Source organism: Micromonospora sp. ATLC20, assembly GCF_057196585.1.
This window is the reverse complement of sequence record NZ_JBXUOV010000151.1, coordinates 1-14,047: the sequence shown is the minus strand read 5'-3', so window position 1 is coordinate 14,047 and position 14,047 is coordinate 1. Positions and strand designations below refer to the sequence as shown.

General features: G+C 73.8%; 13 protein-coding genes. 5 read left to right on the top strand and 8 right to left on the bottom strand.

The features are described from left to right. A partial coding sequence (locus AC2CHG_RS24350) for an alpha/beta hydrolase (RefSeq protein ID WP_484525649.1) occupies window positions 1–1,219 on the top strand: 1,219 nt, incomplete at its 5' end. A gap of 119 nt (window positions 1,220–1,338) precedes the next feature. Here AC2CHG_RS24350 and glmS read toward each other — a convergent pair. Then, entirely contained in the window at window positions 1,339–3,252 is a 1,914-nt protein-coding gene (gene glmS, locus AC2CHG_RS24345) for a glutamine--fructose-6-phosphate transaminase (isomerizing) (protein WP_135242042.1), read from the bottom strand. Window positions 3,253–3,524: 272 nt separating this feature from the next. Between glmS and AC2CHG_RS24340 the strand changes: the two genes are divergently transcribed. Further along, window positions 3,525–4,496, top strand: a complete 972-nt coding sequence (locus AC2CHG_RS24340; RefSeq protein ID WP_262013063.1) for an MmpS family transport accessory protein — start codon at window positions 3,525–3,527, stop codon at window positions 4,494–4,496. A 31-nt stretch (window positions 4,497–4,527) separates the two neighbouring features. Further along, complete coding sequence (locus tag AC2CHG_RS24335; RefSeq protein ID WP_194801397.1) at window positions 4,528–5,712, top strand: pyridoxal phosphate-dependent aminotransferase; 1,185 nt, start codon at window positions 4,528–4,530, stop codon at window positions 5,710–5,712. A gap of 44 nt (window positions 5,713–5,756) precedes the next feature. Here the strand turns inward: AC2CHG_RS24335 and glmM are convergent, their stop codons facing one another. The 7 genes from glmM to AC2CHG_RS24300 form a co-directional block, all read right to left on the bottom strand. Then, a complete protein-coding gene (gene glmM, locus AC2CHG_RS24330; protein WP_194801398.1) occupies window positions 5,757–7,112 on the bottom strand; it encodes a phosphoglucosamine mutase in 1,356 nt (451 codons plus the stop codon). 116 nt (window positions 7,113–7,228) lie between these two features. Then, on the bottom strand, window positions 7,229–7,693 hold the full coding sequence (gene rpsI / locus AC2CHG_RS24325; protein WP_018784602.1) for a 30S ribosomal protein S9: 465 nt from the start codon (window positions 7,691–7,693) through the stop codon (window positions 7,229–7,231). A 20-nt stretch (window positions 7,694–7,713) separates the two neighbouring features. Beyond that, window positions 7,714–8,157 (bottom strand): 50S ribosomal protein L13, encoded by a 444-nt coding sequence (rplM, locus tag AC2CHG_RS24320; protein WP_013288574.1) that lies wholly within the window; start codon window positions 8,155–8,157, stop codon window positions 7,714–7,716. Between the two features lie 209 nt (window positions 8,158–8,366). Then, a complete protein-coding gene (locus AC2CHG_RS24315) occupies window positions 8,367–9,734 on the bottom strand; it encodes an MFS transporter (RefSeq protein WP_194801399.1) in 1,368 nt (455 codons plus the stop codon). Between the two features lie 123 nt (window positions 9,735–9,857). After that, a complete protein-coding gene (locus tag AC2CHG_RS24310; RefSeq protein WP_091426307.1) occupies window positions 9,858–10,151 on the bottom strand; it encodes a type II toxin-antitoxin system PemK/MazF family toxin in 294 nt (97 codons plus the stop codon). Continuing rightward, window positions 10,141–10,398, bottom strand: coding sequence for a DUF6364 family protein (locus tag AC2CHG_RS24305; protein ID WP_030501570.1), 258 nt, complete (start codon window positions 10,396–10,398; stop codon window positions 10,141–10,143). Before AC2CHG_RS24305 ends, AC2CHG_RS24310 begins: the two co-directional genes overlap by 11 nt. Window positions 10,399–10,471: 73 nt before the next feature. Next, window positions 10,472–11,170, bottom strand: a complete 699-nt coding sequence (locus AC2CHG_RS24300; protein ID WP_484525648.1) for a class I SAM-dependent methyltransferase — start codon at window positions 11,168–11,170, stop codon at window positions 10,472–10,474. A 143-nt stretch (window positions 11,171–11,313) separates the two neighbouring features. Here AC2CHG_RS24300 and AC2CHG_RS24295 point away from each other — a divergent pair, with 143 nt between their 5' ends. Then, window positions 11,314–13,425, top strand: a complete 2,112-nt coding sequence (locus AC2CHG_RS24295) for a molybdopterin oxidoreductase family protein (protein ID WP_402807734.1) — start codon at window positions 11,314–11,316, stop codon at window positions 13,423–13,425. After that, the coding region (locus AC2CHG_RS24290) for an FAD-dependent oxidoreductase (RefSeq protein WP_484525647.1) at window positions 13,422–14,047 on the top strand (626 nt) is incomplete at its 3' end. The genes AC2CHG_RS24295 and AC2CHG_RS24290, both read left to right, overlap by 4 nt.

Genomic DNA, 14,047 nt, shown 5'->3' with positions numbered 1-14,047 from the left:
GGCCGGACCGGCGGTGGTCCATGCGCGGGCCGGCATCCGGGGCGCGCTGACGCTCGCCGGCGCCGCCGACCGGGAGGCGGCCGGCCGGCTGGCGGAACTGGCCACCGCTGCGGTACGCGGCTGGGTGAGCGTGCCGCCCGCGTACCGGCCCGGGCCCGGCGCCGGACCGACCGAGGTGAGCCGCTGGTGGGCCGGTCTGAGCGCGGCCGAGCGGCGCTGGCTGGTCGGGCGGGAACCGGGCCGGATCGGGCGCCTCGACGGCGTACCGGCAGCCGCCCGGGACCAGGCCAACCGGCTGCTGCTCGGTGACCGGCGGGAGCGGTTGCTCGTACGGCGGCTCGCCCTGCTGCACCCGCTTCCGGCCGGGCCGTTGGAGGCGTCCCGCCGGGTCCGGCTCGCCGCTGTCGAGGCGGCGCTACGCGGGTTGGACGGGCTCACCGAGCGGCTGGCCGCGGGCGGGGCGCCCCGGGCGTACCTGCTGGGGCTCGACCCGGCCGGCGACGGCCGGGCGGTGGTGGCGCTCGGCAACCCGGACCGCGCCGCCTCGGTGCTCACGTACGTCCCGGGCATGACCTCGGATCTCGCCGACGCGCCGGCCGAGCTGGGCCGCGCGGCCCGGGTGTTGCAGCGCTGCGCGGCGCTCGGACCGGGCGAGGAGGCGGCGGCGGTGCTCTGGCTGGACTACGACGCGCCGGACTTCCTCACCGAGGCGGCCGGCACCCGGCAGGCCGAGGACGCCGGCCCGGCGCTGCACCGGTTCCAGGACGGGCTGCGGGCCGCGCACGAGGGCCCGCCGGCCCGGCAGACGGTGCTCGGGCACAGCTACGGCTCGCTCGTGGTCGGCGCCGCCGCCCGCGACCACGGGTTGAGCGCCGACGCGCTGGTCTTCGTCGGTTCGCCGGGGGTCGGCGTGGACCACGCCGCCGAGCTGCGGATGCCCGCCGGTCAGGTCTGGTCGTCGACCGCGCCGGACGACGTGATCCGGCTGGCCCGTCCACCGGAGGAGTTGGCCCGCCGCGCGCTGCTCGCGGGTACGCCGCTCGGTCCGGCGCTCGCCGTGCTCGACGGGCCCGGCGAGCGGCTCTGGTTCGGCGCCGACCCGAGCGCGCCGGGCTTCGGCGGCCGGCGCTTCCCGAGCGCCCCGCACGGCCACACCGGCTACTGGGACCCGGACAACCCGGCGCTGGACGGCATGGCCCGGATCGTGCTGGGCCGATGACCACCCGCGGCCCTTCGGGCGACCGCCTGCGGCCCTCCGGCGGCCGTCCGCGAGGCCGGCCGGAGACGACGCGGTCCCTCCACCCGTCGTGCGGGCGGAGGGACCGTGGACGAGATCGGCTACTCGACGGTGACGGACTTGGCCAGGTTCCGGGGCTGGTCGACGTCGTGCCCGCGGGCGGCGGCGATCTCGGCGGCCAGCACCTGCAACGGCACCGTGGTCACCAGCGGCGCCAGCAGCGTCGGCGTACGCGGCACGTAGATCAGGTGGTCAGCGTAGCGGACCACCGCCTGGTCGCCCTCCTCGGCGATCACGATGGTGCGGGCGCCGCGCGCGCGTACCTCCTGGATGTTGGAGACGACCTTGTCGTGCAGCATGCCCCGGCCGACCGGGGAGGGCACGATGCAGATCACCGGCGTGCCCTGGTCGATCAGCGAGATCGGGCCGTGCTTCAGCTCGCCGGCGGCGAAGCCCTCGGCGTGCATGTACGCCAGTTCCTTGAGCTTCAGCGCGCCCTCCAGCGCCACCGGGTAGCCCACGTGCCGGCCGATGAACAGCACCGTCGGCTCGGACTTCAACTCGCGGCCCAGCTCGCGGACCGGCTCGATCCGGTCCAGCAGCTCCCGCAGCTTGCCCGGCATCTCCTGGAGCTGGGCCACCACCGCGCCCACCTCGTCGGCGAACTTGATGCCGCGCACCTGGGCCAGGTGCAGGCCGATCAGGTAGCAGGCGACGACCTGGGTGAGGAACGCCTTGGTGGAGGCGACAGCGATCTCCGGGCCGCCGTGGGTGTAGAGCACCGCGTCGGACTCGCGCGGGATGGTCGAGCCGTTGGTGTTGCAGATCGCCAGCACGCGGGCCTTCTGCTCCTTGGCGTGACGCAGCGCCATCAGCGTGTCCATCGTCTCGCCGGACTGCGAGATCACCACGATCAGCGTGGAGCGGTCCAGCACCGGGTCGCGGTAACGGAACTCGCTGGCCAGCTCCACCTCGCAGGGGATGCGGGTCCAGTGCTCGATGGCGTACTTGGCGACCAGGCCGGCGTGGTACGAGGTGCCGCAGGCGACGATGAAGATCTTGTCGACGTCGCGGAGGTCCTGCTCGCTGAGGCGGACCTCGTCGAGGGCGATCTCGCCGGTCTCGGTGAGCCGGCCCAGCAGTGTGTCGGCGATGGCCTGCGGCTGCTCCTCGATCTCCTTGAGCATGAACCAGTCGTAGCCGCCCTTCTCGGCGGCCGACGAGTCCCAGTCGATGTGGAAGTCGGTGCCGCTGGCCGGCTGACCGTGGAAGTCGGTGATGTCGATGCTGTCCGGGGTGATCAGGACGATCTGGTCCTGCCCCAGCTCGACCGCGTCCCGGGTGTGCTCGATGAACGCGGCGACGTCGCTGGCCAGGTAGTTCTCGCCGTCGCCCCGGCCGACCACGAGCGGCGAGTTGCGCCGGGCGCCGACCACCGCGCCGGGGATGCCGGCGTCGACGGCGAGCAGCGTGAACGCGCCCTCCAGGCGCCCGCAGACCACGCGCATGGCGGCGGCGAGGAGCTGCGGGCTGTCGGTCTCACCGGCCGAGCGCAGGTCGGCCAGCGCGCGGGCGATCAGGTGCGCGGCGCACTCGGTGTCGGTGTCGCTGGCGAACTCGACACCCTCGTCCTCCAGCTCGGCGCGGAGCTTCGCGAAGTTCTCGATGATGCCGTTGTGGATCACCGCGACGCGGCCGTCCGGGGAGAGGTGCGGGTGGGCGTTGCGGTCGGTCGGGCCGCCGTGCGTGGCCCAGCGGGTGTGGCCGATGCCGGTGGTGCCGTCGCCGATGCCGATCGGGCTGGCGGCGCAGTCCTCGGGGTTGTCGGCCGCGCGCTCGGAGAGGACCTTCTCCAGGTTCGCGAGCTTGCCGGCCTTCTTCTCGGTCAGCAGCTCGTCCTCGCAGACCACGGCGACACCGGCCGAGTCGTAGCCGCGGTATTCGAGACGCCGCAGTCCGTCAAGCACGATGCCGAGCGCCGGGCGCGCACCGGCGTAACCCACGATTCCACACATGGTCCGCAGCCTAACCGAGTTTCGCTCATCGTGCGTGCTCGGAAGGGCGGTTAACGATCACTGAATTTGAGCGAACCGAGCGTCGGGGATGCGATTACCGGGCAAAGCACCATCCAGGTCGTTCCGCCCGTCCGGACCGGTTCGGGACGCCGGGCGCGGACCGCCGGCCGGGGCCGCACGGCTGGTCGCCACCGCCTACATTGAGGCCGGGCGCCGTCCCTCGGCCCCACCGTTCCGCGGTCGTCCGCGCCGTACCCCTGTGAGCTGAGCCCATGTCCGAGACGACCCCCTCCCCCGAACCGGCCCCCGGCCCGGCCGACCCGACCGCCGCGCCGGCCACGCCGCAGCCCTCCTCCTGGACGCCGCCGGACCCGCTTGCCGCCCCGCAGCCGTGGACGCCGCCCGAGCCCTGGTCGCCGCCGCCCGCTCCGAGCCCCTGGGCGGCCACCGGCCCGGAGAGCGCGTCCGCCGGGACCGGTCCGGCCATGCCACCGAGCGGTACGGGACGGCCGGTGGGCGAACCGGGGTGGGCGGCTCCGGCCGACCCGGCCGCCACGCCGCGCCCACCCGTCCCACCGGCCTCCGGCGACCCGCACCACCCGGGTACGCCCGGATGGCCGTCCCAGCCCGGCGTCCCCGGCTTCCCGGCACAGCCGGCCTGGACACCGGGCGCCTACCCGCCCGGCCCCTACAAAGCCGGGTCCCACCCACCCGGCCCCTACCCGCCGCCGTACGCGTATCCGGGCATGCCGCCGCGCCGCGGTGGCGGCGGCTGGGTGGCCGGCCTGGTGATCGGCCTCGTCACCGTCCTGGCGATCATCGTCTGCGGCTGCGTCGGGCTGTCCTTCCTCGGCCGGGGCCTGGACGACGGGACGGCCTCCGGCGACCGGTACGACGAGCCGTTCTACGGCGAGCCCGACGGGTGGGCCGACGAGCCGACCGCGCCCCCGGCCCGGCCGGCCACCACCCCGTCCGGCGGGCCCGGCAAGTTCACCGTGCTGTACGAGGTGACAGCCACCGACGGCGAGGCCGAGGTGCAGTTCTACGACGCGGACGCCAACTTCCACCAGCCCGGCGCCGTGGACACCCCCTGGCGGCTGAGCTTCACGGCGAACGACCGCGAGCGGGTGCAGATCATCGCCAGCCCGGTCGGGTCCGGCGACGTGACCTGCCGGATCACCGTCAACGGCAAGGTCGTCTCCAAGGACTCGGGCGAGTACGGCGCGACCTGCTTCGGCTGGTGAGCACTCGGCGGCGGGCCGTAGGCTCGCAGCCGTGACGACGACCGATCCCCTGGTGGCCCGGATGCGGCCGTTCGGCACCACCGTCTTCGCCGAGATGTCCGCGCTCGCAGTGCGTACCGGCGCGGTCAACCTCGGGCAGGGCTTCCCGGACACCGACGGCCCGCCGGAGATGCTCGCCGCCGCGGCCGAGGCGCTGCGTACCGGCCACAACCAGTACCCGCCCGGTCCGGGCATCCCCGCGCTGCGCGCCGCCGTCGCCGAGCACCAGCGCCGGTTCTGGGGCCTGGAGTACGACCCGGACGGCGAGATCGTGGTGACCGCCGGGGCGACCGAGGCGATCGCGGCGAGCATCCTCGCGCTGTGCGAGCCGGGTGACGAGGTGATCTGCTTCGAGCCGTACTACGACTCGTACGCCGCCTCGATCGCGCTGGCCGGGGCGGTCCGCCGCCCGGTGACGCTACGGCCCGGGCCCGACGGCAGGTACGCGTTCGACCCGGACGAGTTGCGCGCCGCGTTCGGGTCGCGTACCCGGCTGGTGCTGCTGAACTCGCCGCACAACCCGACCGGCAAGGTCTTCACCGCCGACGAACTGACGACGGTGGCCGAGCTGTGCCGGGAACACGACGTGTACGCGGTCACCGACGAGGTCTACGAGCACCTGGTGTTCACCGACGCCGCCGCGCCGCACGTACCACCGGCCACGCTGCCGGGGATGTGGGAGCGGACGCTGCGCATCTCGTCGGCCGGCAAGACGTTCTCCTGCACCGGCTGGAAGGTCGGCTGGGTGAGCGGCCCCGCGCCGCTGGTGGCCGCCGTACTGCGGGTGAAGCAGTTCCTGACGTTCGTCAACGCCGGACCGCTGCAACCGGCGGTGGCGGTGGCGCTCGGGCTGCCGGACGCGTACTTCACCGGGTTCCGGGACGACATGCAACGTCGCCGGGACCAGCTCGCCGCCGGGCTGGCCGACGCCGGGTTCGGTGTGCTCCCGCCGGAGGGCACCTACTTCGTGACCGCCGACGTCACGCCGCTGGGCGGCCGGGACGGGGTGGAGTTCTGCCGGGCGCTGCCGGAGCGCTGCGGCGTGGTGGCGGTGCCGACGCAGGTGTTCTACGACGACGTGGAGGCCGGTCGCCGGCTGATCCGGTTCGCGTTCTGCAAGCGGCCGGAGGTGCTGGCCGAGGCGGTGACCCGGCTGCGTGGTCTGCGCGGAGACTGAACCGCCCGCTGGAGGGAGTTTCCCCAGCGGGCGGGCGGCGTGGCTCAGGCGACCGGGCTCGCGGTCCGCACGTGCTCGGCGATGCGCTCGGCGACCTCACGCGCGGTGTCCTCGGTGGCCGCCTCGACCATGACCCGCACCAGCGGCTCGGTGCCGGACGGGCGCAGCAGCACCCGGCCGGTCTCGCCCAGCTCCGCCTCGGCGCGCTCGACCTCGGCCCGGACGGCCGGTGCGGCGGCGCCGACGGTACGGTCCCCGACCGGCACGTTGATCAGCACCTGGGGCAGCTTGGTGACCACCGCGGCAAGCTCGGCCAGCGAGGTGCCGGTCGCGGCCATGCGGGCCATCAGGTGCAGGCCGGTCAGCACGCCGTCGCCGGTGGTCGCGTACGCGGGCAGCACGATGTGGCCGCTCTGCTCGCCGCCGAGCGCCAGGCCGGAGGCGCGCAGCTCCTCCAGCACGTACCGGTCACCGACCTTGGTCTCGACCAGCCGGATGCCGTGCTCGGACATGGCCAGGCGGAGACCGAGGTTGCTCATCACGGTGGCGACCAGGGTGTCCTGGGTCAGCTCGCCGGCGTCCCGCATGGCCAGCGCGAGGATCGCCATGACCTGGTCGCCGTCGACCTCGTCGCCGTCGGCGGTGACCGCGACGCAGCGGTCGGCGTCGCCGTCGTGGGCGATGCCGAGGTGGGCGCCGTGCTCGACCACTGCGGCGCGCAGCGCCTCGATGTGGTTCGAGCCGCACTCGTCGTTGATGTTGAGCCCGTCCGGCTCGGCGTGGATGGCGATCACCTCGGCGCCGGCCTCCCGGTAGGCGACCGGGGCGACGTCGGCGGCCGCGCCGTTGGCGCAGTCGACCACGACCTTGATCCCGTCGAGGCGGTGCGGCACGGTGCCGACCAGGTGCTGCACGTAGTGGTCGGCGCCGTCGAGCAGGTCGTGCACGCGGCCGACACCTGCACCGACGGGACGCTTCCACGCGGTGGTGGCGTTCGCCTTCACCGCCTCCTCGATCCGCATCTCGATCTCGTCGGGCAGCTTGTGCCCGCCGGCCGCGAACAGCTTGATGCCGTTGTCCGGCATCGGGTTGTGCGAGGCGGAGAGCATCACGCCCAGGTCGGCCTTGGCCTCGGCGGTGAGGAACGCCACCGCCGGGGTGGGCAGCACGCCGACCCGGACCACGTTGGCGCCGGCGCTGGTGAGCCCGGCGACCACCGCCGCCTCCAGCATCTCGCCGCTGGCCCGGGTGTCCCGGCCGACCACCGCGAGCGGCGGATGGCTCTTGTCGGTCTCGGCCAGCGTGTGGGCCGCGGCCACCGCGACCGCAAGCGCCAACTCCGGGGTGAGATCCGCGTTCGCCCGCCCGCGTACGCCGTCCGTGCCGAACAACCGGCCCATACCCGCCAACCTCCGTGGAACTGCCGATGAGAGGAGAAAACGCGGAACGGCCGGTCCGCCTCCCGGATGGGGAGGCGAACCGGCCGTCCGTCAGAAGTACAAGACGCTTGTGGTGATCAGCGCTTCGAGTACTGGGGAGCCTTGCGGGCCTTCTTGAGGCCGTACTTCTTGCTCTCCTTGACCCGGGCGTCACGGGTCAGGAAGCCGGCCTTCTTCAGGGCCGGGCGGTCGTCGGGCTCGCTGACGATCAGCGCCCGGGCGATGGCGAGCCGCAGCGCGCCGGCCTGGCCGGTGGTGCCGCCGCCACGCAGGTTGGCGATCACGTCGAACGCCTCGGGCTTCTCGGCGGTGACCAGCGGGTCCTTGATGAGCTGCTGGTGCACCTTGCTCGGGAAGTAGGCCTCGAGGTCGCGGCCGTTGCAGGTGATCTTGCCGGTGCCCGGGACGATCCGGACCCGGACGATGGCTTCCTTGCGCCGACCCACGGTCTGGATCGGGCGGTCACCACGGGGCGCGCGCGCGACGGGCGCCGGCGCCTCGGTGGCCTCGGGGGCGACCTCGGTGGCGGTGATGTCGGTCATGCTGCTTCCTTCGCCCGCGCTCACTGCGCGATCTGCTTGATCTCGAACGGCACCGGCTGCTGCGCGGTGTGCGGGTGCTCGGCACCGGCGTAGACCTTCAGCTTCTTGAGAAGCTGACGGCCCAGCTTGTTGTGCGGGAGCATGCCCTTCACGGCCAGCTCGATGGCCCGCTCGGGCCGCTTGGTCAGCAGCTCGTCGTAGCCGACCCGCTTCAGGCCACCCGGGTAACCGGAGTGGCGGTAAGCGACCTTGGTCTGACGCTTGTTGCCGGTCAGCGCGACCTTGCCCGCGTTCACGATGACGACGAAGTCGCCCGTGTCGACGTGCGGCGCGAAAGTCGGCTTGTGCTTGCCACGCAGGAGCGTGGCGGCGTGGGTCGCCAGGCGGCCCAGCACGACATCAGAGGCGTCGATGACGTGCCACTGACGCTCGATCTCACCCGGCTTCGGGCTGTACGTACGCACAGGTCTACCTTGTCTCGTCGTCGGTCTGGGGTCGCGCGCCGAGGTGACCAGGAGTACCCAGCCGGACCAGCGCGCACGAACGACCAAGCGTACCTGATGCGGCACGCCTAAGAATGTCGTACAACAGCAGGCAACGATACCCGGCCGCCCGGTGGCAGGTCAAAACGGGGTCGCGCCGCGCATGGCCTGCGGGTTCGTCATGGCACAGGTCACACGCCGGCCAGCGTACGCGGCCCCGGACGCAGGTAGACCACCCAGGTCACCAGGAAGCAGAGCGCGTACCAGGCGATGAATGCCAGGTACGCGGCGTCCGCCGTGCCGGAGGTCAGGAACGACTGCCGGAACGCCACGTTCACCAGCACCCCGCCCGAGGCCCCGACCGCCCCGGCGATCCCGATCACCGCCCCGGACAGACGCCGGGCCCGCCGCTGCGCCGCCTCCGGGTCGCCGGTCAGCTCGCTCTCCGCGACGGCCCGGGCCCGGAAGATCGCCGGGATCATCTTGTACGTCGAGCCGTTGCCGATCCCGGAGAAGACGAACAGCGCCAGGAACCCGGCCAGGTAGAGCGGAAAGGACCGCTCGCGGGCCGCGTACAGCACCAGCCCGGCCCCGGCGGCCATCGCCACGAAGTTCCAGAACGTCACCCGCGCCCCGCCCAGCCGGTCGGCGAGCTGACCGCCGACGGGCCGGATCAGCGACCCGATCAGCGGCCCGAGGAAGGTCAGCCAGGCGGCGTCCACGGGCGTCGGGAACCGGTCGTGGAACTGGAGCTGGAGCACCTGGCCGAAGGCGAACCCGAAGCCGATGAAGGAGCCGAACGTGCCGACGTAGAGCAGCGACATCACCCAGGTGTGCGGGTCGCGGGCCGCCGCGCGCAGCGCGCCCGGCTCGTTTCGTGCCCCCGGCACGTTGTCCAGCCACCGGGCCGCGGCCAGCGCGGCCAGCACGATCAGCGGCAGGTAGACCGCCGGCACGAGCCGGGGGTACGCGGCGCCCGCGGTCGCCAGCACGGCCAGCCCCACCAGTTGCACCGCCGGTACGCCCAGGTTGCCGCCGCCGGCGTTGAGTCCCAGCGCCCGGCCCTTGAGCCGCTCGGGGAAGAACAGGTTGATGTTCGCCATCGACGAGGCGAAGTTGCCGCCGCCGACGCCGGACAGGCAGGCCAGCACCATCAGCGTGGCGTACGACACCCCGGGCTCGATCAGCACCGCCATCGGCACCGCCGGCACCAGCAGCAGCAGGGCGCTCACGATGGTCCAGTTCCGGCCGCCGAAGCGGGCCACCGCCAGCGTGTACGGCAGCCGCAGCACCGCCCCCAGCGCGGCCGGCACGGCGGTGAGCAGGAACTTCCCGGCCGGATCGATGCCGTACTCGGGGCCGAGGAACAGCACCGTCACCGACCAGAGACTCCACACCGAGAAGCCGACGTGCTCGGCGAAGATCGAGACGTACAGGTTGCGCCGGGCCACCCGGGCGCCGCCGGCCGCCCAGAACGCCGGATCCTCCGGCCGCCATTCGGTGAGCCGGCCGGCGGTGGTGGCCGGCGGCGTGGTGGGTGCGGAAACGAGCGTGCTCACTGACGGACTCCTCCTCGTCGATGACGAGGCGACGCTCTCAGCCGGTGGTTTCCCCGGCGTGCCCCGCGCGCGTCGGCGCGGCAACGGAGAGCGCACGTCCGCCGGAGCGCGCCGGTGAGGCGGTCACAGTTCCTGGAGGATCCGCAGCGCCCGGCCGACCCGCTGCATGGTCTCGGTGTCGGCCACGTCGACGCACTCGGTGAACCACTTCTTCATCGGTGAGGAGATCCGGTCGGGCATCACCACGTACGCGCCCATCCGCACGGCGAGCGGCGAGTCGCGCAGCAGTGACTCCTCCACTACCTCGGCCACGATCACGATGGGTACCGCAGTGGCGTTGTAGACGTCGGAGCTGATCACCAGGCCGAACCGTTCCCGGGCGCCGGAGATGCGCCAGACCTCGCCCCTACGCAGCACGCGGACGCCCGCCGAACAGGGCGTCGTCGACGAGCGCGGCCTCCTGGGCGTCGGCCAGGGCGGCGGCTTCCAGGTCCAGGCCGGCACGGCCGACCGCGTCGGCGTGCGCGGTGAAGACCTCGCGCAGCGCCTTCTCCCGGGCGGCCTGGTCCATCCAGGCGGAGAGGGAGAGCCCTTCCCGCTTGGCGAACCGGCGAGCCTCCTCGATCGTCTCGTCGGAGAACGACAGCGTCACCTTGGCGGTCATGCCAGGAAGACTACCCAGCGGTATGACCACCAGTCATCCTCGTCCCCGCCGATCAGGGAAACGGACAGCGGTCTCAGGTACGCCGGCCGCCGAAGACCGCGAAACGCCATTCCTTGAAGAAGCAGTCCACGTCCACCAGGCCCGCCTCGGTCAGCCACCGGCACTGCTCTGCCACCGGGGCCGGCCGGTCGTGCCGCATCCGCTCCCGGGCGCCGGCGATCTCCTCGGCGTCGGAGCCCAGCTCGGTGATCCGCGCCGTCCACACCTCGTCGTAGCGGCGGTCCAGCGCGGGGGTGGGCCCGGCCACCTGCTCGGCGTTGACGAACACCCCGCCGGGCGCCAGCGCGTCGGCGGCCCGCTTGTACAGCGCCCGTTTTCCCTCGTCGTCGAGGTGGTGGATGGCCAGCGCGGACACCACCGCGTCGTACCGCCCGGCGGGCAGCGGGCCGGCCAGGTCGGCGTGGACCGTGCGGTGCGCCACGCCGCGTTCCTCCAGGTGTCCGGCGGCCACCGCGAGCATGCCGGGAGCACCGTCCACGAGCGTCAGGCGGAGGCCGGGGACGGCTGCGGTCAGCAGCAGGGACAGCAGGCCGGTGCCCGTGCCCAGGTCCAGCACCTCGGGGGTACGCCCGGCGGCGAGCGCGGCGCGCAGCGGGGGTGCGGCCACCTCGACAGCGGTGCCGTAGAAGGCGTCGAAGCAGGGCACCAGGCGGCGTCGGGCCTGGTCGTAGCTGCCGGCCACCGCGTCGAACGCGTCCGCCACGCTCATCATGCCTCCCGTTATATGAGATTGTCGTCCCACATTCTAAGCCCTGCGGAGCGTCTCATCACCCGCGTGCGGTGTGAAGCGCTCGTGACAGGACCGAAACAGAGCAGACCCGGACCGGAAACCGCCCGACGGCACGCTTTTCCGACATGACAGACGGTGCACGCACGGCGACGCGAACGGGGTCACGCCCCGCCGAGGCCGCCACGCACTGCCCGTACTGCGCCTTGCAGTGCGGCATGGTGCTGCGCGCCACCGGCGACGGTGTCGAGGTCGGCGCCCGCGACTTCCCCACCAACCGGGGCGGGCTGTGCCAGAAGGGCTGGACCGCCGCCGACCTGCTCGACCACCCGGACCGGCTCACCACCCCGCTGCTGCGCGACCGGCCCGGCGGCGAGCTGCGCCCGGCGACCTGGGACGAGGCGCTCGACCGCGTCGCCGCCGGGGTCCGGGACGTGCAGCACCGGCACGGGCCGGACGCGGTGGCGGTCTTCGGTGGCGGCGGCCTCACCAACGAGAAGGCGTACGCGCTGGGCCGCTTCGCGCGGGTGACGCTGCGGACCCGGCACATCGACTACAACGGTCGCTGGTGCATGTCGTCGGCCGCCGCGGCCGGGAACCGGGCGTTCGGGATCGACCGTGGGCTGCCGTTCCCGCTCGCCGACCTCGGCCACGCGGACACGCTGCTGCTGGTCGGCGCGAACCCGGCCGAGACCATGCCGCCGCTGATGCGGCACGTCGCCGACCTGCGGGAACGCGGCGGACGGCTGATCGTCGTCGACCCGCGCGCCACCGCCACCGCCCGGCAGGCCGACCTGCACCTGCAACCCCTGCCCGGCACCGACCTCGCGGTGGCGAACGCGCTGCTGCACATCGCGCTCACCGAGGGCTGGCTCGACCGGTCGTACGTGGCGGAGCGGACCACCGGCTTCGACGACGTCCGGCGGACGGTGGCCGGCTACTGGCCGGCGGAGGTGGAACGGCTCTCCGGCGTGCCGGTGGCCGACCTGTACGTCACCGCCCGCGCGCTCGCCACAGTGGACCGCGCGGTCATTCTCACCGCTAGGGGGGCCGAGCAGCACGCCAAGGGCGTCGACACGGTCACCGCCTTCATCAACCTGGCGCTGGCCCTGGGCCTGCCCGGCCGCCCCGGTTCGGGTTACGGCTGCCTGACCGGGCAGGGCAACGGGCAGGGCGGCCGGGAACACGGGCAGAAGGCCGATCAGCTCCCCGGCTACCGGCGCATCGACGACCCGGCGGCCCGCGAGCACGTCGCCGGGGTGTGGGGCGTCGAACCGGACTCGCTACCCGGGCCGGGGGTGCCGGCGTACCAGCTCCTGGACGCGCTCGGCACGCCGTCCGGCGCGCGGGCGCTGCTGGTGTTCGGCTCCAACCCGGTCGTGTCCGCGCCCCGCGCCGCGCGGGTCGAGTCCCGGCTGCGCGCCCTGGACCTGCTCGTGGTGGCGGACTTCGTCCGTTCCGAGACGGCCGAGCTGGCCGACGTGGTGCTGCCGGTCGCCCAGTGGGCCGAGGAGGACGGCACGATGACCAATCTGGAGGGCCGGGTGCTGCGCCGCCGCGCGCTGCGCGAGCCACCGGCCGGGGTCCGTACCGAGCTGGAGATCCTCGCCGCGCTCGCCGCACGGCTGAGCGGGGACGGAACGCCGCTGCCGGCCGACCCGCGCCAGGTGTTCGCGGAGCTGGGCCGGGCCTCGGCCGGCGGGCCGGCCGACTACGCCGGGATCACCTGGGACCGGATCGACGCCGACACCGGCGTCTTCTGGCCCTGCCCGGACCGGGACGGCCCGGACACGCCCCGGCTGTTCGCCGACCGCTTCCCCACCCCGGACGGCCGCGCCCGGTTCCATCCGGTCACCCACCGGCCGGCCGCCGAGCCGGTGTGCGCCGACTACCCGCTGCACTTCACCACCGGCCGGGTGCTGGCTCAATACCAATCCGGCGCGCAGACCCGGCGGGTGGCCGCCTTGCGCCGCGCCGCACCGGGCGGCTTCGTCGAGCTGCACCCGGACCTGGCAGCACGGATCGGCGTGACCGAGGGGGCACCGGTACGTGTGGTCTCCCGCCGGGGTGAGTTGTGCGCACCAGCCCGGCTCAGCACCGCGATCCGGCCGGACACCGTCTTCGCGCCGTTCCACTGGCCCGGCGCGCAACGCGCCAACTCGGTCACCAACGACGCGCTCGACCCGGTCTCCGGGATGCCCGAGTTCAAGATCTGCGCGGTCCGGGTGGAGCCGGCATGAACGAACGCATAGTCGTCGTCGGCTACGGCATGGCCGGCGCCCGGCTCGCCGCCGAGCTGCACGCACGCGGCGGAGACCGGCGGATCACCGTGCTCGGGGCGGAGCCGCACCGCGCGTACAACCGGATCATGCTCTCCACGCTGCTCGCCGGACGCATCGGCGAGCCGGACGTCGAGCTGGTCGAAGCCGTCGGGCCGGGCGTCGAGGTCCGCACCGGCGCGGCCGTCACCGCCGTGGACCGGGCCGCCGGCGAGGTGGTCACCGACGACGGCGAGCGGCACGGGTACGACCACCTGGTGCTCGCCACCGGCAGCCGGGCCGTGGTGCCGCCGCTGCCCGGCCTCGCCCCGCTGCCCGAGCGGGTCGTCCCGTTCCGCACGCTCGGCGACTGCCGGCGGATCCTCGCCGCCGCCGAGGGCGCGCGGCGCGTGATCGTGCTCGGGGGCGGGCTGCTGGGTCTGGAGGCGGCCCGAGGGCTGGCCGCCCGGGCGCTCGACGTGACTGTGGTCCACCCGGTCGGACACCTGATGGAACGCCAGCTCGACCCGCCGGCCGGCGCGGTCCTCGCGGGCACGCTCGCCGGCCTGGGCGTCCGGTCCCGGCTCGGCGCGGCGGCCACCGC